This window comes from Pedobacter sp. BAL39, from assembly GCF_000170795.1.
GTDB lineage: Bacteria > Bacteroidota > Bacteroidia > Sphingobacteriales > Sphingobacteriaceae > Pedobacter.
This window is the reverse complement of sequence record NZ_ABCM01000018.1, coordinates 1-23408: the sequence shown is the minus strand read 5'-3', so window position 1 is coordinate 23408 and position 23408 is coordinate 1. Positions and strand designations below refer to the sequence as shown.

The following is a 23408-nucleotide window of genomic DNA, read 5'->3' as shown; positions in this document are numbered from 1 at the left end:
TTATTTACGTTTTCTGCGGATCAGGAGAACCATTCCCAACAAGATGATCGTAGCTGGAAGCACGGCGTAATAGATGATCTGCACAGTTTTCACTCCTGCTTTGTTCAGGTTAAGTTTGTTGTCTTTTGATGGCGGGCGCGACAGGTCTATCGGAAATTTTCCGCCGGAGAACCAGCTGAAGACAGAGATTGCAAAAGATCCGTTTGCTGTTTTGATGTTGTTGCGTCCCAATTCTTTATTGCTGAAGAAATCAGCATCACCGGACACCAGGATTCTTTGCTCCTTATTGTTCAGCTTGCGACTGAGCATCAAGGCTGTAGGAAAAGCACCATGCAGGTCACCCTTGTTTACTTCAAAAACAAGCGCGGCTGAATCCAGCACAAACAAACCTTTTTTGATCCATCCGGTATGGGCATCAGTCATCAGCAGGGGCGCTGTTTTAAAGTCCGATTGATGATCAACGTGTTTATGGTCAACATTTAATGCGGCTACCCCAGGCATGGAAACAGGTGTTTTATCCTGGTAAGGTTTTGCCAGTGCCGGGCTCATGGTTACTGCAGCAGCAGTGAGCGCAGGCGTCACCAGACCGTAAGAATAATCCCTGCTGCGTTGGACGATCGTTCCATCCAGCATTTTCACACCAAGGGCATCCAGCAAAGGATTGATCACACCTTGTTTACCGGGCTCTGCAGCAATCATCAGGTTGCCGCCAGACTGGATGTAATGTTGAAGTTTGACAATTGCGGCCGGGCTATAGGCTACTTTGGGATCGCCGATTACCAATGCAGCGATCCCAATGGGTATATCACTATTTTCCAGATAGAGGCTATCGATATCAAAACCCTGATTGATCAGTGAGGAGCGTGAGGTCTTCATGTTCAACAGCATTTTATAGTCGCGGTCCCCTATCTTATCGACGCTCCGTTGGTAACCATCCATGGCAAAAACTATTTTCGGCGGCGTCACAATCAGCCTTTTCAAAGCAGCTGCAATTTCTGCCTCCTGCGGCCAGAAGCCCTCACCATCATTATAGGTGCGTAAAAAGGTCTTTTTGTCTTTATAACGGAGCTGCATCACCAGACGTCCGCCTTCGCCATGCAGGTCTGTCAGCTTATGGATGGAATCCGGCCTGAGGAAATCAGCAGTATCGAGTTCCAGGAGTTTTGCCCTTTCCCTGAACAGCGTTCTCAGGCTTTTGCCGGGATTGGCGGCATAAAATTGCGGTACAGGGATACTGTCATAATAATACACCCATTTCAGGCGGATGTTGGACTTAAAACGTAAGTAGGGCTCCCAGCGGGCAATGGAACCCAAACGGTTCGCAGGATCACCATTCATATAACTATCGTCCATGACGTTGATGTATTCGGTCATCTCTACAGGCTCATCACCCATATCCTTTAATATTTTCTGGCTGGCCTTAACAATGGTGTTTACCTTGGTATCGGTAGCATCATAATACATCGTCAGCGGTTGTCTGGAACTGATGTAAGCTACAGCAAGTCCGACAATAACGATCAGCAGATAACGGCTGGCCTGATGTACAAATGAGCGCGATGCCCTTGCCATTTCCAGCCTGGTCACCGCAAAAGCAAGGAACATCCCGGAGATGACGAGGTAATAGATGATGTCCCTGCTGGTCAGTAAACCTCCCACCATGCGGTTGGCACGCGTCGGCATCGAAAGGCTGTCGGTCAGGTCACGGACATAATCGATGCCCCGACCGAACCCGCCAATGTAATTCAGAAAGGCGAGCACCATAAAGGTGCTGATGGCAGCGACCACCTGGTAGGTCGTTAAGCTAGACATAAAAATCCCTATTGCCGAATAGGCACTCAGCAGCAGGAAGCAGGCGAGCATGGCCACCAATGGGTGTGGATAATCAAAATGAGTTATAAAAAAGGGGCCGCAGACGAGGAAAAGGCCTGTAACAAAGACGATGACGAGGTTATATCCCAGCATGGAAATGAATTTCCCATAGATCATCTGGCTGATTTTTACCGGCGAGGAGTATAACAATTTGATCGTTCCACTGTGAATTTCCCTGCTGATGATCCCCATGGTCACCAGCGGCGTATACAGGTATAGGCTTTTGAGGATCAGGAAGTAGATGCCATGGGTTCTGCCCACGCTGGTGGTATACAATACATCGGTAAGGAAAGGAAATTCGAAGCCGAACTGCTGCAGGTGTTGGATTGCCCGCAGCCCCGAGACGAAGTCGAGGGCCATCTGCACGAAGAACACCATGATGAGCAGCCAGGCAATCGGGGAATAAAATAGCAGGCTGAGTTCCAGTCTGGCTATCTGTATTATTTTTTTCATGTAATGAATGTCTTAGTTGGAGATCCTGGATAACTGGGCAAATGTTTCGTCTAAAGAGTTTTTCTCCATGTTCAGCTCCCTTAGCCGCCAGCCTTGTTTTGCACTTTCCAGCACCACCGTCTCGGAGATCGTACGGTCGCCGTTAAAATAAATCCTCAGCTGTTTTTCGGTGAGCATTTCTATACGGATGATGCCTTCTATGGCCATCAGATCTTCCGCAGGCGGGGCACTTTCCATGGTCACCAGCATGCTGTGCGGAGCAATGTAGTTGTCGAAGGCCTCCATAGTATCGGCGAAGACAATCCTGCCGCTTTCAATCATGACGATGTCTTTGCAGAGGTATTGCACTTCGGTAAGGATGTGCGTAGAGAGGATCACGGCACGCTCGGAGGCAATGTCTTTGATCAATCCGCGTACCTCAAGGATCTGGTTGGGATCAAGGCCGTTGGTTGGTTCGTCAAACACCACCAGTTTCGGATGGTGGATGATGGCCTGGGCAATGCCTACCCGCTGTTTGTATCCTCCTGATAAGTTTTTGATGAGTCTTTTATTGATGTGGCTAAGGCCACATCGCTCCTTCACTTCTTCGAGGGCTAATTTCAGCTTTGACGTTTCTACAGAGCGCAGAATGGCAGTGTGCATCAGGTATTCATCTACGGTTAAGTCCATATAAAGTGGTGGCGTTTGTGGCAGGAAACCGATTTCCTGCTTGGCACGTTCCGGTTCTTTGCTGAGGTCAATGCCGTTGATGACTACTGATCCCGCTGTTGGCCTGAGCACGCCGCAAAGAATGTTCATGGTCGTAGACTTGCCGGCACCATTAGAGCCAAGCAACCCCACAATTCCACTACGAGGGATTTCAATATTGATGTCTCTTATAGCCCAGCTGGTACTATAACGGTGCGACAGTCCGCTGATACGAACAATTGGTTCCATATATTATTGTATTAGATAGTTTTGATGTTGATAATTTGGATAAATGAGACATTAGCCAGCCAGTACTCCGCAAAATTTGCGGAGTAAAAGGGTTAAAATGAAGCTATGGTGCTGTTAAAAGTCCTCGATCAGAAAAGGTTCTGCGGCCAGATTACCATTTAAATCATTGGGCAACCATGCCAGGGTGTAGTTCCGGTATCGCCACTTGTTTTTTTCCATCGTGGTGGTGCCCACATCCATCAGCGTGTAGGTTTGTAAAATACTACCTGATGCCTGGTCAAACACTTCGACCAATACATTTCCAACTTTTGCATCCGCATTTACGGAGAGGTAATCTGTAGCCGCCTGGTAGGCCAGATTAGTCACCGTTAAGTCCGTTCCCTCACCTGAAATCCGGATGCGCACCGGTGTTTTCGCGGGAGCAAGATTGACAAAACGCAAACCCAGAACGCTGTCAGCAACCGCATGATACGGTGGCAGATTGGTAATCAGGACCGACTCAGGCTGTTGTATCGTTCCGCTGAAGAACAAGGTACTGGCATCTCCTGCAGCAGGTGTGAAATTATATTGAAAAACCGACTGATCCTGTGTGTTCAAAGGATATTTGTAGACTTTCAGGAACTGTTCTTTAATGGGAATGGTAATATGCCCCCCGGGATCATAGGAACGATATCTTCTAACCATCCCTGCGGCTGGCTTTACTGCCGGAGAAAAGTTGGGGTCAAAATTAAACAATGCAAGGTCGGAACCGTACATCGCATTGACAATGGTCAGCGACGCAGTATCTTGCTGGCTCAATTCCTTTTTACAGGAAAGGAGCATTGATAAGAATAAGGCGCTCTGGATATATAGGAAAATCAGTTTTTTCATGATGATCTATTTGATGACAGTATGATTCTAATAATTGGGGTTTTGAACGAGGAGGTTATTCCTTTCCAGCTCTGACTTTGGGATCGGGTATAGCAACTGATAATTACCTCTCCAGGGTTGCTTGGCGGGAATCGCAGAAAGCACCTCTTCAGCCTTACCGGTACGCTTCAGGTCAAACCAGCGGTGGCCCCATTCTCCGAAAAGTTCAGCCTGCCGCTCTCTGGCAATAGCAGCAATGGCCTGTTCCCGGCCGAGAGCTGTAGACAAAGGATCAACACCAGCACGGCGACGCAGCACATTAACATCCTCAATACCAGCACTTATGGCACCACTTAACACTCTAGCTTCGCCACGAACGAGATACATTTCAGCGAGCCTCAGCACCATATAGTATTCTGAAGCTTCCCCATTTAAGACTTTATTATGCGCACCAGTTTTATATTTATACATAAATCTGGCATGCCCCGTTTTGCCTCCTGAAACAAAGTCAGTGCTATCGATCCAGGCTGCTCTACGGAGATCCCCGGCATCAAAAGCCCGGAGTAGGTTGGCTGAAAGGTCGCCGGAGACACCTGTGTGAAGTGGGTTGGGTAAAACATAAATTGCCTCCGGCACCGCGTTGCCGCTGAGGTCCATCTGCGTAGTTTGTTGCAGCTGCCAGATAGTCTCCGAACTGTTTTTCAGGAAAACTTTGTTCAAATCGGCAGTTTCCAGTTGATAGAGGCTGGTTTGGCCGATCACCTCTGTCGCCTCCAGAATGGCATTGGCATGATCGCCTGAGTACAGGTAAACCCTTGACAACAGCGCTTTCGCCGTCCATTTATTGGGCCGGATCCGCTCCCCTTTACCAGTAGAATAGTCTGCTGGTAAGACGCTTGCCGCATCCTTTAGGTCACTGATGATCTGCACATAGACCTCTGCGGTTGGTGTCCTTTTAATATTGGTATTTTTAGCTAAGTTGGTAGTGAGCACAAGCGGCACATCCCCAAAGGTGTTGATCAGGTAGAAATAACAAAAGGCACGGACGAATTTGGCTTCTGCAGTCAGTTCTTTCCTCACCCGTTCTCCCAGTAAGGTAGATTTGGATTCGGCTATTCCTTCAATCACGCCATTACATCCATAGATAAACTGATACGCCGAGTTCCACAGCCCATTGGATTCAGCATTTTGTGCAGTAACCGCATTACGGTAGAAATTGTCGCTAGGATTGACCACCTTGTCCAGTTCATCTGCGGAGAAACGTCCCAATTGACTGGTCAAACCCGAACTGAAGGCAGTATACGCCGATACATTAATCATTTGAGTAAGGACACCAACCATTGCGCCTGATGCCTGTGTTTCATTATTAAACACTTTCTCTGTGGTGAGACTATTTTTTGGTTCTGAAATTTCCAGGAGTTTATTACAGGAAACCAGTAGCAATGCTGGTATCAGCAGCAGTAACTTGTATGTATGATGGTTAAGCATAATCATGGTTAAAAAGTCAGGTTAAGGCCAGCAGTAATTGTTTTTGAGGTAGGCATTGAACCGAAGTTCTGTGTATCAGGGTCAATACCTTTATATTTTGTAAGTACCCATAGGTTTTGTGCATTCACGGTAAAACTCAGTTCCTTATTTTTCAACAACTTATCTGACAATGTATATGAAAAAGCGACATTTTGAAGTCTGAGAAAAGAGGCATCGGTATAGTACAAATCAGACGATCCTACCAGCGAATTCGATCCACTTCCATTCACAGTAGTCAGCGCGGCATATTTGGCATTTTGGCCAGGGTACTGCCAGCGGTTTTCGTAAATTTCAGTAGGTATATTGAAAAAACCTCCCGCTGGTGGGCCGCTGTAGAACGCGCTGAGGCCCATCTGATTTTTATAATATAGGGAGAAACTCAGCGCGATGCTCTTATACCGGAAACTATTGGATAAACTTCCAGTGAATTTCGGGTCTGAGTTGATTACTACATAGCGGTCATCCTCTCCCTTACCCGGTATTGCGGCGGAATTAACACCCACCGTACCGTCACCGTTGCGGTCTTCGAAGGCATATTGACCAGTCATTGGGTCGATACCAATATAGTGCAGGTAATACCTGTCGTTAACAGATTTTCCAATCACATATTCCGTAGCGTAAGGAGAAAGTTCAAGATCAGGATAATCGATCAGTATGTTTTTGTTCGTCCCCCCATTCAGGCTCAGATCCCATTTAAAATCAGATTTAGCGATGACCGTGCTAGCCGCAGAGAATTCCCATCCACTATTTTGAATCGTTGCAGGCCAGTTGGCAGTAACACTACCAAAGCCCGTGTAAAAGGGAGTTGGGTAAGAAGTCAGCTGATTGCCACAACGGTTCTGATAATAAGCGACCATCAAGGTGATCTTATCGTTGAAGAATCCCATCTCCGTGGCAAACTCCAGTTTTTTATTCACCTGCCAACGGTAGTCCGGATTTACCGCATGCATACTGGTAAGTGGTGTAACGCCTCCATAGGGGTATAGAGGGCTATAATTCGGCTGATTGGACCATTGACTCATGTATTGGTAGTCGCCCACACCATCGCTGCCCGTTAACCCATAACTGCCCCGGAATTTCAAAAAGCCCATGAATGAAGGAAGTGCATTTTTCACCCAGGCTTCTTCTGACGCAATCCATGCAGCGCCCAGGGCACCAAAATTCCCATAACGTTTTCCGGGGCCGAAGCGCGACGAACCATCTCTTCTGCCGCTAAGGTTGATGAAATACTTTTTTTCCCAGTTATAGCCGACCCTACCAGAAACCGCAGCATACTTATACTGTCCGTAAGTATCGAAAAGTCTGGTGAAAGGTGCCAAAGTTATCGACCCCAGCAGGTTGTCGTCTTCATAACCAAGCCCCTGAATACTCTGACCAGAGGTTACAGTACCCTGCAGACTAGCAGCCAGGAGCACAGATAAGTTCCCCTTCCCGATCACACTTTCATAGTTGAGCTGAGGTTCAATGGTCCAGTTCTGGTTGTCATTAGTACCCACCACCATCATGCCTGTCGGATTAGTCAAGGGGTTTTGCGAGGAAATAGGCATTTCTCCCCCGCCGACATTATGACTGGTATTGTACCCCAAACTGGTACTCAACTGCAGTCCATTGAGCAGCTCGTAAGAAAGCATTAATTTTGCGGTTGCCAGTGAGGTCTTTGAATAACTCAAGGCCTTAAGCGATCCGAATGGGTAAGCATAAGGCATTCCGGCATCATTCCATTCCTGGAAGTTGAGCTGTCCGTTGCTATCGTATATCGGCGGTGCATTGGGCGACAATATAGTCTGGGCGCTGTGTTATTGTATTAACGTTTGAAAAAGTAAGGCCCTGAAATTTGTCTTTAACCTTTTGTTGAATGCAGCATTGCTGATGCTAAACGCCAGGTTGGCACTTTGGTCAGATCCACTGGAGGTCATGATGTCTGTGGTCTTACCATAGCCGGGGCTGATGCTGAATTGGGTATCTTCATTCCCACCGGAAATATTCAAATTCACACGGGTCACCTTGCCGGTATTTCCCCAAAGTTCCTTTTGCCAGTTGGTGTACCTTGTCGTATCCCAGGCAATAAGATCCGGTGCATTGAGCAGTGTGGGCACAATACCATCATTTTTAAAAGCTTCCTTTCTCATTTTTACATAGTCCCGGGTATTTAACAGGTCCCAGTATCGGGTGACGGCATTTACGCCCTGAGAAATATTTGTGGTGACCCGGGTAGGGCCCGCTTTCCCTTTTTTGGTGGTGATCAGGATGACGCCGTTGGCTCCCCTGGATCCATATATAGCGGTAGCATCTGCATCCTTTAATACCTCAATACTCGAAATACTCGCAGGGTTGATGTTAAACAACGGACTCTGACCGTATCCGGAAGTAAACATGCCGTTTTGGATGACACCGGAAGAGCCGTACTGATAACTGGAATTACCGCCCACATCCAGATACGTAAGTGGTACACCGTCGATGATATATAGGGGATCCGATGGAAATTGTGAGCTGACCGTACTCCGTCCGCGGATTTCTACTTTAATCGTTCCGCTTGCCTGGCCTGTATTTGGGGTAATCATCATCCCCGGCACCTTACCCACCAGCGCCATCAAAGGATTTGATACGGGTTGTTTGGCAATTTCTTCCGCAGTAACAGTGGTGATGTTCCCTGTTGAAAAACGGCGACTGGTTTTTCCGTAGGCCATCACCTGGATCTCATCCAGTTTGGAGTTGCTCAATTCAAGTTTGATGGCCAGGTAGCGGATCCCGACAGGTACTTCCTTTGTCATATACCCCATGAAGGACACCTGAATGATGGCATCATCGGGCACATTTTTCAGGATAAACTCACCACGTGTATTGGTGATGGCCCTGGCTTTCCCATCCTTAACAGCAACTGTAGCACCTGGCAGCGGTTCACCATTGGCATCTGATACAATGCCACGGGCATCAGTATCCTTAAAAACGTCTGCGATCTTATCCAGCAAAGACGGCGCTTTTGCCTGCACGATGATTGACTTTTTCGTAATGGAATAGGTCAGTGGCAAACCTTCGAAGATTTCTTTCAAGGCATCCTCCAAAGGTGCATTTTTCAGTTTGACGTCGACCTTTATTTTCGTTAAGTCGGTATTTTTCCAGAAGAAGCTGTAACCGGTCTGGCTTTCAATGCTTGAGAATACCTTTGTAAGCACTGCATCCTTCTGATTGATGCTTATTTTTTGCGCGTATCCACTTGCTGATACCTGCATACAAGCGACAGTGATTATGAAAAATATCAGTTTCATGACCATAATTATTTTACGCAGTCGCCCCCCACGGGAAACTTTCGCATATGAGTATAAATTCATACGTTTGTACTGTTTGGGTTTTGGATTAATTTTCAAGAATTATTCATCACTCCGATTTATCGGATAAGACTGGCCCAAACGCAGGTCCGGAGAAAAGTGTCGAAGCCTTCTCCGGGCTTTTTCATATTCGGCCAACCGGTTATGGGGTTACCCGCTTTTTTGTAAAAATCTGATCATGTTGGTTGGTTTAGGTTGTTGGTTATTTTTAGTTGATTGTTTTAGCTTGTTATTTTTATCATTCTTTTGCCTGTTTTTAAGTTTTTTATCAGACAGTTATGTTCTTGAAAATTGTCTTTTCAACTGTGCTTCCGGTCGGTTATATTTCCCTAAGCCTTATGGGCTGACAATAATCTTCTTTCCTTCAATTTTGAAATGAACATTACTCAATTCCAGTACTTTAAGCACCTCTGAAAGGGTGTAACTGCGGTCAATTTTTCCATAAAACTGCTCGTTTTCTACATTTCCTTCATATACGACTTCTACATCATACCAACGGGCAATTTGTCGCATAGAGGTTTTCATATCCGTATGATCAAACTTGAATACACCATCTTTCCAGGCAACGGCATCGGCAGCATTGACTTCTTTGACAATCAGCTGACTACCTCCTACCAGCGCCTGCTGATTTGGTTTGATGAGGGTACCATTCACATTCACACTACCTTCCAGCAATGTCGTTTTGATATTCGGTTCATCGGTATATGAGTTGATGTTGAAGTGTGTGCCCAGCACTTCAACGGTCTGACCGTTATTGATCACCTTAAATGGCTTAGCCTTATTGTGCGCAACTTCAAAATATCCTTCCCCTGTTAACGTTACAGTTCGGTCTTTGCCTTTAAATGCAGTGGGATATTTCAAAGAGGAGGCAGCGTTTAGGATTACCTTTGTTCCATCTGAAAGCATAATGGTGTACTGGCCGCCTCTCGGTGTCGTGATGGTATTGTACAAAGCAGCCGCCTGAGTTTCAGTCGTTCCTTCATATACCAACTGGCCATCGGCAGTTTTTTTAATCCGCGCATCCTGTTCATTTGCAAGCGCTCCGTTTTTCGCTCCCGTTAAGATCAGCTGTTTGCCATCTGCAAGGGTTAACACAGCTTTATTGGAACCAGGCGCAATATCATTGCTCGTTGAAAGGTTAAGTCGGCCGGATCTACTATTTGTGGTATTCGCATAGTAGAACAGCCCCGCAGCCAGCACCACAACGATTGAAGCAACCGCCGCAATGCGCGGCCATAGTTTTATTCGTTTGATTTGAGGAGCGTCTGAATGTAGTTTCAATCCGGCATAAGTAAACGTTGCCAGTCTTAAAGTAGCATCAACGCGATTGAAATCAATCTCGTCCTCTTCAAGGCTAAGGCTATCGGATTTGTGCAGGTACCAGTTCTCCAGCAAATCTCTTTCTTCCGCTGTTGCCAATCCCTGATTATACCGTTGAACCAATTCTTTTGCCTGTTGCCTATTCATCCTTTTGGAATTCATTTACAGGTAAACGGCTGAACGGTAACCTGGGGGTAGAAGATTTTTAAAATATTTTCATTTAGCGCAGCAATATGAGTACGGCAATGCTAATGCCCATGTCATTGAGCTTAGGTTTAATTACCTTTAAAGCATTCTGTACCTGCTTTTTTACCGTTTGCTCGGATATATTCAGCTTCCCGGCGATCTCTTTATGTGAAAGATTTTCTTTTCTGCTGAGCTCAAAGATCTCTTTCATTTTAGGGGGCAGCTTCTGAATTTCCCTTTCGAGAATCTCCATGATGCGCTTTTCATCGATGTGATCTACCTTTTCATTTAAAGGATCAGAAACAAAGCTGGCGATCTCCCCGAGATAGTCGCTCCTCACCTTATTTTTTTCAATCAGGTCAAATACCTTATTTCTAGCTGCAGTATATAAGTAACCGGATATATTGAGTGTGTTTTTTAAGGAGGCAGCTTTTATCCAGAGATTTCCGAAAACTTCCTGCACCACATCTTTTGCCTCGTCTTCATCCCGTAGCATCTTGTAGACATGTGCATAGATAAGTTTCCAGTTCCGGTTATAGATTTCCGTAAATGCTTGCTCATCTGCCTCTTTTAACAAGGCAGTCAATTCTGTATCTGCAAGATTACTATAATCAGTTAACGCACTCATCCCCTCTGGAGTTCAATGGATTTTTTATTTAAGAACAATGTTAACAAATTAGACTGAAAAAAATGGCCATACCCAACATAATTAAACAAACATCACTATTAAAAAAACATCATTCGATCCTGAGCATATTTTTTTGATGTGATTGATTTCAGCTGATTTCCTGATCTGTAACTCCTCCTCATGATTACTTAAACTTGTGCTCACCATTGATTAACCTCGGTTTAAAACTTTATATCTGAGTGCAGATAACATTCGTTTTTTCTGTAAAACGGATATCGCATTCTTTTTTATGATGTTTTGTTACTTTTTTCTATCTTCCTCCTACCTATGTTATACACCTCAATCTCCCTACTGGCGTTGCTGATATTTGGCAGCATCTTTTATTATAATGCACTTGTCAACAAGAAAAACAGGATGAAAGAAGCCTGGAGTGGCATCGACGTTTATTTAAAGAAGCGATACGAGCTGATTCCGAATCTGATTGAAACGGTAAAAGGATATGCCAGTCATGAGCAACAGTTGATGAAGGAACTGGCGACCTTACGCACGCAAGCCATTCAGACGCAACAGGGTCAGGAAAAAATAGACAACGAAAACCATCTTTCGCAACACATTGCCCGCCTAATGCTGATTGCAGAAAACTATCCAGATCTGAAAGCCAATGCCAACTTCCAGCAGCTGCAGACACAACTGGAAACCCTCGAAACGGAAATTGAACTTTCCAGAAGGTATTACAATGGCACGGTTAGGGAGAACAACATCCAGGTACAGTCATTTCCTTCTAATCTGGTAGCCAAGATCTTCGGATTTGAGGACGGGACTTTCTTTGAAGTTGACAATGTAGTGGAACGCTCCTCTGTAAAAGTTTCTTTTTGATAGAACACCATCAACCAACAATCCTTATTTTACACCAATTAAACCCTCATGACCTTCAAAACATCCATTGGAATGAATAAGTCATGAAAATCAGATACAAATGAAAATCAACCATTTGACGTTATATAAGCTACTGATCTTCTGGATCATCACCGCACTCTGGCCATCGGCAACTGCTGCTCAGGAGATCATGCTGACGGAACCAAAAACAGAGGCTGTAGAAGAGAATTCTCCAAAAGAAGAAGCACAGGAAGTCCAGTATGAACGCATCCTGTCTTTTCATACGGACATCAGGATTGACACTTCTGGAATGATGCACCTGACTGAAAAGATCCAGGTGTACGCTAATGGTAACCAGATCAAACGCGGCTTGGTGCGACGTATACCCATCTATCGTAAGGACATTTTTGGCGACAGGAAACCCGCGGACTTCAAGATCACCGGCATTTTAAAAGATGGAAAAAAGGAGAATTATAAGACTAAAAATGATGGCAGCGTACGTAGCATTTACATTGGCGACGAAGATGTCATCCTGAGTCCCGGATTGTACACTTATGAGATCAGTTATGAGACCAAAGGGCAGATTGGTTTCTTTAAAAATTACGACGAGATCTATTGGAATGTAACCGGCAGTGATTGGGATTTTAACATTGAACAAGCTTCAGCAACGATCACATTTCCTCAAGGCGCCTCCCCCGGTCAAACGGCCTGTTATACCGGGGCTAAGGGTTCAACAGGTAAAGACTGTGAGTTCAGCGTGAACGCCGACCAGACACTGACTTTCAAAACGAAAGACTATTTACCCTCAGGAACGGGATTCACCATTGCTGCAGCATTCACGAAAGGCATCATCCACAGGCCTTCCAACTTTGAGCTTTTTTATCAGGACTACCTGAAGATCACACTATCACTGCTTCTACTGATTGGACTGGGTACTTATTATTACATCACCTGGTCGCGCTATGGTCGCGATCCAAAACAGCCAGTGACCATACCTACGTTTAACATCCCCAATAACTGGTCGCCGGCCCTGCTACGTTATTTTTACAAGAAAACAATAGATGACAAGTCCTTCGCGATCTCCGTCATCAACATGGCGGTGAAGAAGGTAGTAAAAATCAGGAAAGGCATTGGTAAAAAAGAAGATTATGCCGTAGAAAAGTCGACGGCAGCTACAGGCCTGCTATCAAAAGAAGAAGAAGCCATCTATACACGTTTTCTTGGCAAAAAGGACAGGATATACATCAACAAGGCCAATGGACCAACCATCAATGCAGCAAAAAACGCACATCGTGACCGTCTGAAACCACAGCTCGACCTGAAAGATTTTTTTGTCAGCCACAGAAACCACCTCATTAAGTCCGCAGGGATGACAGCAGGCGTTTTTGTGATCTTTATGATCTTTGTTGAAACAGGAACACCCTTGATGATGCTTTTCTTCAGTCCCTTTATTGTGATTGGCGGAGTGTGCTTTGTGATGGGGATCAAAAACATCCGGAAGTCAATTGCTGCAGGAATTTTTCTGATGATCTGGGGTGCAGGTTTCGGGGGGATTCCGTTGGGAATGCTGATTTTGAACCTGAGCCACCTTCCTATCGTGTCACTGGTATTTGTTATGTCCAGCACAGTCATGTTCTGCCTGTATGTTTTCCTGATCAAGGCACCAACAGTGGCAGGCACCGAGCTGATCAGTAAAATCAAAGGCTTCCGGATGTACCTGGAAACGGCTGAGGAACATCGCCTGAACCTATTGAACCCACCTGAACATACGCCGGAGTTATTTGAGAAATTCCTTCCTTATGCCCTGGCACTGGATGTCGAAAATGCATGGGGAGCTAAATTTGAAGAACTGCTGAATGATGCAGATTACAGCCCTGACTGGTATGACGGCGACCGGTTTAACCATAAGAATATCAGTCGCGGATTCATCGTCCCATTCAGCAGTGCTGTCAGCGACAGTAAACCAGATACAGGATCTTCTTCAGGATCTTCAGGAAGCTCCAGCTGGAGTTCCGGAAGCAGTGGTGGCGGCTCTTCCGGCGGCGGTGGCGGTGGCGGAGGTGGCGGCGGCTGGTAACCAGCAGTCCGCTCGCTCAAAGGTTTATGGCATCGTTTCCCCCCAGGGTTCGAAGTATTCAACTGTACCGTTCCCATTATCATACGGCAGATAATAAATCTCCATCGACTGGTCGTGGAGCTTTTCAGGCTTGATGCAGCTAGTACGGTACTCTATGATATCGATGCACAAAGTGATAAATTGTGCAAACAGGATCCGCCAATGCCGGTACACTTGTAGAAGTTGGACCACTTGGCGTAAATGCAGAAGCAAGCAATGGATCTTACATCGGCGGCACCAGCAACAGTGCCTATGCCATCCTCACTGTATCCGGTGCGCAAAAGATATACAACATCAACCTGACCTCTGGTGCTGCAACCGCAGGTGTGGACTTTCCTCAACCTGTAAAGGCATTTGCATTGGGTCTTGGTTTTTAATTCCCTGATCATTTAAAATTAAACATCGGGCGTCTGCTTTTAAAGATGCCCGATGTTTTTTATCCAACGAGTATATTCAACTAATTAATATTCAGATTTTTTTCAGTAGTTTGGACTTCATACACCAAGTACCAACTGTATGAAAAGAAGAATATGCTTCACGTTGCTTTTGTTGTTCAGCACCAACATGATTTTTGCCCAGTCCAATTACCAGCCATCAGCATCCAACCTGAAGGCGAGGGCACATTTCCAGGACATGAAGTTCGGCATGTTTATCCACTGGGGCATTTACAGTATTTTAGGCGATGGTGAATGGGTCATGCACAGCCGCAAGATCCCGCATCACGATTATCAGCGCCTGGCAGACTTCTTTAATCCGCAAGCCTTCAATGCTGAGGAATGGGTCAATCTGGCCAAGTCGGCGGGAATGAAATACATTACCGTCACTTCCAGACACCATGATGGCTTCAGCATGTTTAAGACCAATGCGTCTTCCTATAATATTGTCGATGCCACTCCTTATAAACGTGATCCGCTGATGGAGCTCGCCCAGGCCTGCGAAAAAGAAGGCATTGAGCTGAGGTTTTACTATTCCTTTCTCGACTGGGGCCGTGACGACTATGCTTTTGGCAGTAAGATCGTAAATGGTAAACCAGAAAAAGGCGATTGGGACAGCTACATCCAGTTTATGAAAACACAGCTCACTGAGCTAATCAAAAATTACCCAACGGTAAAGGGCATCTGGTTTGATGGCGACTGGGAGCGTAAAACCGCCGACTGGCATTATGATGAGATTTATGGATTGATTCATGAGCTGAACCCGGAGATTATGATCGGCAGCAACCACCATCAGGCACCCAAAGCCGGAGAGGATTTCCAGCTTTTTGAGAAAGATCTTCCTGGGAAAAATACATCTGGCTTTAGTGGGGATGCTAAAATTGGCGATCTTCCTCTGGAAACCTGCGAGACAATGAGTGGCAGCTGGGGTTTTAACATCAACGATAGAAACTATAAGTCCGTTAGACAGCTGGTGCATTACCTGGTCAATGCCGCCGGCAATGATGCCAATTTCCTGCTCAATGTAGGCCCTATGCCCAATGGGAAAATCCAGCCGGAGTTCACAGATACCCTGGTCAGCATTGGGAAATGGCTGAATACTTATGGAGAAACCATTTACGGAACCCGGGGAAACATGATTCCCCTGCAATCCTGGGGAGCAGTTACCGCGAAGGACAACATCTGGTATGCACATGTCCTGAATCCGGATGCTGAGGGAGGGATCTTTATCCCGGTTCAAAAGAAAAAACTAAAGGGCGCTTACAACTTTGTAGACAAAAAAAAGATAAAGTATAAACAAGACAAGAACGGAATCTACTTATATCCGGAAATCGCCCTTGAGGAGCTTGACAACGTAATTAAGCTCCAATTTTAAGACCACTTTCAGGAGTGTGATATATATTCAGGGGAATACCGTTATCTGTTATAATTAATATATCTTGCAGCAAATTTAGGGGGATTTGAATTTTATTATTAGCATCAGCTGTTTCTTTTTACTGCTGTTTTCCATACACTTGTTTTTTGCCAGCCACGGCAACCGGTTATTAAACCGCTTGCTGGCAATGGTTTTTTTTAGCAGATTTGGTCAGGCACTGGTATTTCTGCTGATCAAGTCTAATGAGCATTTGCTATTTCAATCTTTTTATCAGCTGTTCACCCCTCTTTTTTATATTGGCCCCGCATGTTTTTATCTCTACATTACTTGTTTTATTGATAATAAAACACGGTTAAGCCCTAAAGACTGGCTGCATTTTACCCCTTTTCTATTTGCTGTAATACATGTCCTTCCATGGAATCATACCAGTACTACCGACTGGGACATGATCATCAGGCAGATCAATGAGCGTGGCCAGATGTTTATCTCTAAAGAAAACGGGTTATTTCCAGCCTACTTTTATTACCTCGGCCGTCCCTTGCTCCTGCTTGTTTACCTATCGTTGTCATGGTATGCAGTGATGAAATCAAAGTTCAGGCTCAAAGAAAATGCAGGCCTGATGGATACGAGGTGGATATTTTTCGCATTGAATGCAGCCACCTTCTTCCAGCTGATCGCATTTCTGCAGCTCGCCACCCGCAGTATTCCTTATGCAAACATGATGATCGTAATGCTGAACTGCGCAGTATTGATCAGCATCATTGTTTTCGTGATCCACAATCCCAGAATGTTTTACGGATATCTGTTTGTTTCGGTAAATCTCGATAAGCGCACAGAAGGAAACGAGGCAACATCACTTTCTGACAATTCGGCTTTTTCTGGAGCCCCGGAGGTAGAATTCCCAACAACAGATACCGGGCCTGTAGAAAAGCCAGGGGGAAAAACATCCATGGACAAGAAAATTAACCTGCTTCCCGAACAACTGGCAAGTTATCCTGAAATCATGAAAAGCTATATGGAGCAGGAAAAACCCTACCTCCAGAAAGAGTTTCAGATTGTAGATATGGCCAAGGCACTGGGTATTCCGGTTCACCACTGCTCCTTCATCGTCAATAACTTTATTGGCAAGAATTTCCGCGACTGGATCAATAGCTATCGTGTACGCCATTTTCTCAATGAATATCCGCTATTGTGCGGAAAAATGACCATCGAAGCCATTGCTTATGATGCTGGCTTTAAAAGTTTATCCACCTTCTACAATGCGTTCAGAAAAGAGACCGGTGTACTGCCCAAATCTTATTTTTCCGAGCAGAACGCCTCATAAACCCGTTTTTTTTTACTGCAACTATTGAATGGTGATAGGTCTTTAACGACATCTGTATGTTGTAACACCTATCAACAGGTTAGCTTTGTTCCAGCACCAAACCGGGCGAAGGATTATAGGGGTAATCTAACGGGGCGGTGCTAAAATTTTAACCATCCATCTAAAAAACATCTCAATTGTATGAAGTACATCTTCTCACTTTTAGCTGTTCCCATTTTTGCAGCTAGTTCCTATGCACAGCAGACGAACCAGGCCGTCATCAATTCAACGGGGCAGACCTACACCCAGAACACCGGAGTTATTTTTGAATGGAGTGTCGGAGAAATGGTGCTTGTAGAAAGCATGATCAATAGCAAAGCAATCATTACAAATGGTCTGCTGCAGCCCATCATTGCAAGTCAGACGCTCAGCCCGGGATTTTTCGTCAATGCGACAAACATACTCAGTCCTAACGGTGACGGCAGGAATGACGTATGGGTCGTCGAGGACATTGAAAAATATCCGGATAATGAGGTAACCGTCTTTGACCGTGCGGGCAGGACGGTATTTTCCACCAGAAACTATCAGAACGACTGGACAGGTCACCTTAACGGCACCCGCCTTGTTGAAGGCACCTACTATTACATCATCAAACTCAACAAAAATGGGAAGTCAGGCATCATCAAAGGCTTCATTACCATCTTAAATTAATCACACCAGCACTTACCTTCTATATGTTCAAACTCTACAAAAAACAGCTCTTTTTAGCTGCATTCGCATTTATGCTGATGTGCAGCAGTCAGGCATTGGCACAGCAGTTACCCCAGATCAATTATCAGGGTGTGGCGCGCAAGGCAGACGGAAACCCCGTTACGGAACAACCCATTGCCATCAAGCTGACCATTCACGATGGCAGTGCTACAGGTAATTCTGTATATTCAGAAACGCGTAAAACCACCACCAATAAATTTGGACTTTTCAGCCTGGTGATCGGCAGCAGCGGTGCACTTTCTCAAAGTGGTGCCATGTCGACCATCAACTGGTCTACGGGCAACAAATTTCTTCAGGTGGAGATCGATCCTGCAGGAGGCGCGAGCTTCATTGACATGGGTACTTCTCAGCTTCAGTCTGTACCTTACGCGATCTATGCAAGCTCTGCTACGCCAGGGGGAGCAGCCGGAGGTGATCTGAGCGGTACTTTTCCAAATCCCAAAGTGAGTAAGCTTCAGGGATCGGCCGTAAGTGCTGTAGTTCCCGTAAATGGGCAGGTGTTGAAATGGACAGGGTCCGCATGGACACCGAGTGATGTTTCCGCTGCAATGGCTCAGGCTAATGCCAGCACAGATGGCTTTCTAAGCAAAGAAGACTGGTTGATATTTAATGGAAAAGCAACTGTAAGTTATGTCGATGCAGCGATTGCCACCACTGCTAACGCATTAAGTGCAGAAACGGCAAGGGCTACCGCTGCTGAAGCGGCCAAAGAAAATGCAGCTAATAAGTCTACAGCCACTGCGCTAGGCAACAGCGATATCCTCTTTCCGACGCAGAATGCAGTCAAAACATATGTAGATGGATTGAATTCAGGTTCTTCAACTGCCATTGCATTAAAAGAAAATGCAGCGAACAAGTCGGCAACAACTACATTAGGTACCAGCGATGTGCTTTTCCCTACACAAAACGCAGTCAAAACTTACGTTGATGCAGCAGCAGCAACAAATGCAACCGCCATCGCATTAAAAGAAAACACAGCGAACAAGTCGGCAACAACTACATTAGGTACAAGCGATGTGCTTTTCCCTACACAAAATGCAGTCAAAACTTACGTTGATGCAGCAGCAACAACAAATGCGACTGCATTAGCAGCGGAAGTATCCAGAGCAACCACTGCCGAAGGGGCTTTGAGCACTGCAATAGCAACAGAAACTACCCGCGCAACAGCCGCTGAAGCTGCTAAAGAAAATGCGGCTAATAAGTCTACTACAACTACTTTAGGTACCAGCGATATACTTTTTCCAACTCAGAATGCAGTTAAAACCTATGTAGATGGATTGAATGTGAGTTCTTCAACTGCCATCGCATTAAAAGAAAACGCAGCGAACAAATCGACAACAACTACACTGGGTACCAGCAATGTGCTTTTCCCTACGCAAAATGCAGTCAAAACTTACGTTGACGCAGCAGCAGCGACAAATGCAACGGCGATAGCGACAAATACAACTGCAATAGCAACAAATACAACTGCGATAGCAACAAATGCAACTGCAATAGCAACAAATGCAACTGCAATAGCGACAAATGCAACTGCGATAGCGACAAATGCAACTGCGATAACAACTGAGGTAAACAGGGCCACCACAGCTGAAGGAGTATTAAACACTGCAATAACAACGTTAACGACTTCAGTGGCTGCAGAAGTAACCAGGGCTACCGATGCTGAAAGCACTTTAAATGCTGCACTAACGGCAGAAACTAACCGTGCAACAACTGCAGAAGCCACTAAGGAGAACGCAGCAAATAAATCCACAACGACTACGTTGGGAACCAGTGATGTACTCTTCCCTACTCAGAACGCAGTTAAAACTTATGTTGACAGCCGCGTTTCCAGTTCAATGCCTGCACTCACCAATGGATCGGTATTGTTTTCAAATGGGACAGGCATCAGCGAGGACAATGCCAATTTCTTCTGGGACAATACCAATAATAGACTGGGCATATTGACCTCTACCCCATCAGCAACCTTTCAGATTGGTCCAAAAGACAATCAGGAAGCAGAAAGCCTGAGCTGGGGAAAAATGGCCGACAACATGAACACATTACAATTGGGCTACAGGCAAACCAACTGGAAGTTCAAGGCGGGTAACAATTCAGGCGTAATCACCAGTCTGATCATCGCCAATAACAATGGTAATGGCGCCGATGTGCCAAGGATGATTTTCAACCAGGAAGGCAACAACACCCAGATCCTGGATCCTTTACTAGCTTCAACATCTATTACCAGCCCGGTGGCTAACCTGGCGAGTTTGAATGTAAACAACGGTGCGATGACCTATAACAGCGCCCAGCCAGGTAAAATCAACCTGCTTACCTCTACACCTGAAATCGGAAGTTTCAAAATCGGAGAGAACCAGGCAAATTTAAGATATGAATACAGTGGGTTCGGAGCAACATCAGCACTTTCATTAGGCTTCAGACAATACTCCATGAACTTCCGCTTACTAACCGATAGCGGTGTTGGTTATGGATTGACCCTGAATCACAATGATGGTACTACGGATAAACCGTTGATGACCTTTTTAAGGGATGGTACCATCACGGCCTACGATAAAATGACTGCCGGCAGTTTCGTAAAACAAGGTGGTACTTCCAGTCAGTTTTTAATGGCTGATGGTAGTGTGTCTACCTTTGGCGGTTCTTCTGGTACCGGAGCAAACGGACAAATGACCTACTGGACGGCTGCAAATACACAGGCCGGAGCATCAAACTTCCTTTGGGACAATGCCAACAACCTGCTGAAAGTGGGTTCAGGAGTTGCTAACGGAGGTTACGAATTCAATTCCGCATTATCCAATACCTCACTGATGAGCCTGATTGGTCAACCAGCATCCACTGCGACACAAACATTGCTTAGCCTGAGAAGAGGACACAACCAGGGAACTTCTTATGGATTCGGGGCCGATTTCGTGACCCTCGGAGCCAATAATGCTACGCGACTGGACCTGAAGATCAGCAATGTAACTAACGACAATGCTTTTAGTGCCATGACATTTACCAACACAGGAAGGGTCGGTGTATTGAATACCAATCCTCAGTCTGAGTTTGATGTCACTGGTGCTGGTATTTTTTCAAGTACACTCACGGCACAGTCCTTTGTGAAACCAGGTGGTACCTCCAGTCAGTTTTTAATGGCAGACGGTAGCACATCGGTCTTTGGCGGTCACACGGGTAGCGGAGCAGCCGGGCAAATGAACTACTGGTCAGCAGCAAATACACAGGCAGGTGCGGCAAACTTCCTCTGGGATAATGCAAACAGCCTTTTAGAAGTTGGCTCAGGAACGAGCATTGACGACCACCTTTATCCAAATGCAACACTATCGGCAACACCTGTGGTGACCATCAATGGTATCCGTGCTTCAGCAACATCACAAACCATGCTCAGGTTTAAAAGAGGACATGCTCAGGGAAGTTCTTATGGCTTCTGGGCGGACTTCGAAACCTCGGGTGCCAACAACGCCCTGCAGCTGGACCTGAAGATCAGCAATGTAAACAACACTTCTGCCTATAGTGCCATGTCTTTCACCAACTCTGGTAAAGTGGGTATATTCAACACGAACCCTCAGTCTGAACTCGACGTGACCGGTGCGGGTAAATTTTCGAATACAGTTACTGCAACGTCTTTTATAAAATCGGGCGGTTTGGCGACAGAGCTATTGGCAGCCAATGGTACAGTGGTTACTGCCGGAACCAACATTACGATTGCTAACGGTACCATTTCTGCAACTGCGGCTGCCGCAGTTCGCGAAGTGGCTGATGAGGTGACTGCTGCTACTGCACAAACCAGCTTTACCTTATCTCAGGCTCCTTCTGCGAATAGCAAAGTGAAAATGTTTGTGAATGGCATCCGCATTAGTAACACTGCTTACAGCGTATCTGGCACTACCCTAACGTATACTGCAGCTAACAATGGTGCTTACGCACTTGTTGCCGGCGACAGGATTCAGTTCGATTTTTATTACTAAGCCGTTATGAGGAACATCAAAAGATATTCACTAATCGCGACCATCTTATTGTTTAGCGCCGGTGCATTTGCACAGGGGCTAAACAAATATGGTCAGATCATCACCAACCCCGCTGCGTACCTGAATAAAAACGGGGCGGTTGGCAGCACCACGGGGCTAAGTAAATCGGGGCAACAGTTCAACGTCCCTCCTGCTCCAGGTGTTCCATACCAGGGTGGAACTATCGTTTACATTTTCCAGAATGGGGATGCAGGATATGTAGCAGGAGAAACACACGGGTTGATTGCTTCAAATGAAGATGTAGGATACAGTCAGTGGGGATGCCGCGGAACAACTACTGCTGCAACCGGCATTGCGATTGGAACAGGATCGTCAAATACAGCCCTGATTATGGCCTCCTGCAGTGATGCCAACATTCCGGCTAAGCTTTGTGCAGACTACAGAGGTGGCGACTATACTGACTGGTACCTACCGAGTAAGGATGAACTGAAGAAGATTTACCTCAGCAGGTCCTTATTGAGCAACGTAAATTCCTATCTCTATTGGAGTTCCTCAGAATTTAGTTCAGCCGAAACCTGGAGACAGAATCTTTCTGTCGGAAACGGTAGTCAACAGCAGTTCGGCAAAAATTCCAATAGCCACGTCCGGGCAATGCGCACATTTTAACATCCAAGATGAAGAAAATTAACCACAATTATTATAGCATGACCAGGATTACTTATGTGCTGCTGCTGGCTGTTCTCTTGTCGAACATACAGGAAAGCCGCGCTCAGCTCAATCCCCTGTCGGCACAATATTACAGCAACCAGTACCTGATTAATCCTTCCTTTGCCGGATTTAACAGCGGACTAAAGCTGAACGGGGCATACCGTAAATTATGGAACAATGTGCCCGGTTCCCCGCTGATCCAAAATCTGACTGCTGACTATGGCTTTGAGAAGGTAGGTATCGGATTGAACGTCAACAATGAAAGCGCAGGACTTCAAAGGCAGACACGTGTAATGGGCAGTTATGCCTATCACCTGCCCCTTGCCGCAGAAAACCAACAGCTGCACTTCGGTCTGTCGCTGGGTTTCATGACGCAGCGCCTGGAGAACTCCGACATCAATGGTGACCCGAATGACCCTATGGTAGGCCAGTACAATGACCGGAAAACCTACCTCGACGGCGATTTCGGTATTGCCTATACTTCAGAAAGGTTGAACATCCAGGCATCTGTTCCCAACCTTAAAAGCATCCTTAAAAAGGACGAGGTAAAACTTGCCGATGTCGCTACATTTTTCACAGCCGTCAGCTATCGCTTTAAACTCAGCGATGGCACTGAAGGCATGGATGTAGAGCCTAAAATTGCCTTCCGGGGAGTCAAAGGTTTTGACAACATCTGGGATGCGGGAGCGCAGCTGAGCATCGCCAATCAACAGGTGTTTTTTATGGGGATGTATCACAGCACAGAGAACGCCACTTTCGGCCTTGG

Annotated in this window: 17 protein-coding genes; 9 read left to right on the top strand and 8 right to left on the bottom strand. The window is 45.8% G+C overall.

Translation table 11 applies throughout. The features are described 5' to 3' along the window. The 8 genes from PBAL39_RS19265 to PBAL39_RS19230 all read right to left on the bottom strand — a co-directional run bounded on the left by PBAL39_RS19265 (window position 1) and on the right by PBAL39_RS19230 (window position 11094). Complete coding sequence (locus tag PBAL39_RS19265; RefSeq protein WP_008244671.1) at window positions 1–2322, bottom strand: Gldg family protein; 2322 nt, start codon at window positions 2320–2322, stop codon at window positions 1–3. Window positions 2323–2334: 12 nt separating this feature from the next. Then, a complete protein-coding gene (locus tag PBAL39_RS19260; protein WP_008244669.1) occupies window positions 2335–3258 on the bottom strand; it encodes an ABC transporter ATP-binding protein in 924 nt (307 codons plus the stop codon). Window positions 3259–3372: 114 nt separating this feature from the next. Further along, entirely contained in the window at window positions 3373–4128 is a 756-nt protein-coding gene (locus tag PBAL39_RS19255; RefSeq protein WP_008244662.1) for a DUF4397 domain-containing protein, read from the bottom strand. A gap of 27 nt (window positions 4129–4155) precedes the next feature. Further along, on the bottom strand, window positions 4156–5595 hold the full coding sequence (locus tag PBAL39_RS19250; RefSeq protein ID WP_198139855.1) for a RagB/SusD family nutrient uptake outer membrane protein: 1440 nt from the start codon (window positions 5593–5595) through the stop codon (window positions 4156–4158). An 8-nt stretch (window positions 5596–5603) separates the two neighbouring features. After that, window positions 5604–7412, bottom strand: a complete 1809-nt coding sequence (locus PBAL39_RS19245; RefSeq protein ID WP_008244658.1) for a TonB-dependent receptor — start codon at window positions 7410–7412, stop codon at window positions 5604–5606. An 18-nt stretch (window positions 7413–7430) separates the two neighbouring features. After that, window positions 7431–8963 carry a SusC/RagA family TonB-linked outer membrane protein gene (locus tag PBAL39_RS19240; protein ID WP_083801776.1) on the bottom strand — a complete coding sequence of 511 codons (1533 nt, stop codon included), beginning with the start codon at window positions 8961–8963 and terminating at the stop codon, window positions 7431–7433. Between the two features lie 333 nt (window positions 8964–9296). After that, window positions 9297–10427, bottom strand: coding sequence for a FecR family protein (locus PBAL39_RS19235; RefSeq protein WP_039867172.1), 1131 nt, complete (start codon window positions 10425–10427; stop codon window positions 9297–9299). 73 nt (window positions 10428–10500) lie between these two features. After that, window positions 10501–11094 (bottom strand): RNA polymerase sigma factor, encoded by a 594-nt coding sequence (locus PBAL39_RS19230; RefSeq protein ID WP_008244652.1) that lies wholly within the window; start codon window positions 11092–11094, stop codon window positions 10501–10503. A gap of 327 nt (window positions 11095–11421) precedes the next feature. Between PBAL39_RS19230 and PBAL39_RS19225 the strand changes: the two genes are divergently transcribed. The 9 genes from PBAL39_RS19225 to PBAL39_RS19185 all read left to right on the top strand — a co-directional run. Next, window positions 11422–11970 carry a LemA family protein gene (locus PBAL39_RS19225; protein WP_008244650.1) on the top strand — a complete coding sequence of 183 codons (549 nt, stop codon included), beginning with the start codon at window positions 11422–11424 and terminating at the stop codon, window positions 11968–11970. Window positions 11971–12070: 100 nt separating this feature from the next. Then, window positions 12071–14047: a DUF2207 domain-containing protein gene (locus tag PBAL39_RS19220; RefSeq protein ID WP_008244649.1), complete on the top strand. Its 1977-nt coding sequence runs from the start codon at window positions 12071–12073 to the stop codon at window positions 14045–14047. A 182-nt stretch (window positions 14048–14229) separates the two neighbouring features. Further along, window positions 14230–14463, top strand: coding sequence for a DUF4394 domain-containing protein (locus PBAL39_RS19215; RefSeq protein ID WP_008244642.1), 234 nt, complete (start codon window positions 14230–14232; stop codon window positions 14461–14463). Window positions 14464–14602: 139 nt separating this feature from the next. Then, complete coding sequence (locus PBAL39_RS19210; protein WP_039867152.1) at window positions 14603–15895, top strand: alpha-L-fucosidase; 1293 nt, start codon at window positions 14603–14605, stop codon at window positions 15893–15895. An 85-nt stretch (window positions 15896–15980) separates the two neighbouring features. Continuing rightward, window positions 15981–17219 carry an AraC family transcriptional regulator gene (locus PBAL39_RS19205; protein ID WP_008244637.1) on the top strand — a complete coding sequence of 413 codons (1239 nt, stop codon included), beginning with the start codon at window positions 15981–15983 and terminating at the stop codon, window positions 17217–17219. Window positions 17220–17399: 180 nt separating this feature from the next. After that, window positions 17400–17909 carry a gliding motility-associated C-terminal domain-containing protein gene (locus PBAL39_RS19200; RefSeq protein ID WP_008244635.1) on the top strand — a complete coding sequence of 170 codons (510 nt, stop codon included), beginning with the start codon at window positions 17400–17402 and terminating at the stop codon, window positions 17907–17909. Between the two features lie 23 nt (window positions 17910–17932). Then, entirely contained in the window at window positions 17933–21934 is a 4002-nt protein-coding gene (locus tag PBAL39_RS19195) for a hypothetical protein (protein WP_008244632.1), read from the top strand. 6 nt (window positions 21935–21940) lie between these two features. Continuing rightward, window positions 21941–22600, top strand: a complete 660-nt coding sequence (locus tag PBAL39_RS19190) for a DUF1566 domain-containing protein (protein ID WP_008244630.1) — start codon at window positions 21941–21943, stop codon at window positions 22598–22600. Window positions 22601–22608: 8 nt separating this feature from the next. Beyond that, window positions 22609–23408: PorP/SprF family type IX secretion system membrane protein (locus PBAL39_RS19185; RefSeq protein ID WP_008244627.1), on the top strand; the 800-nt coding region annotated here is incomplete at its 3' end.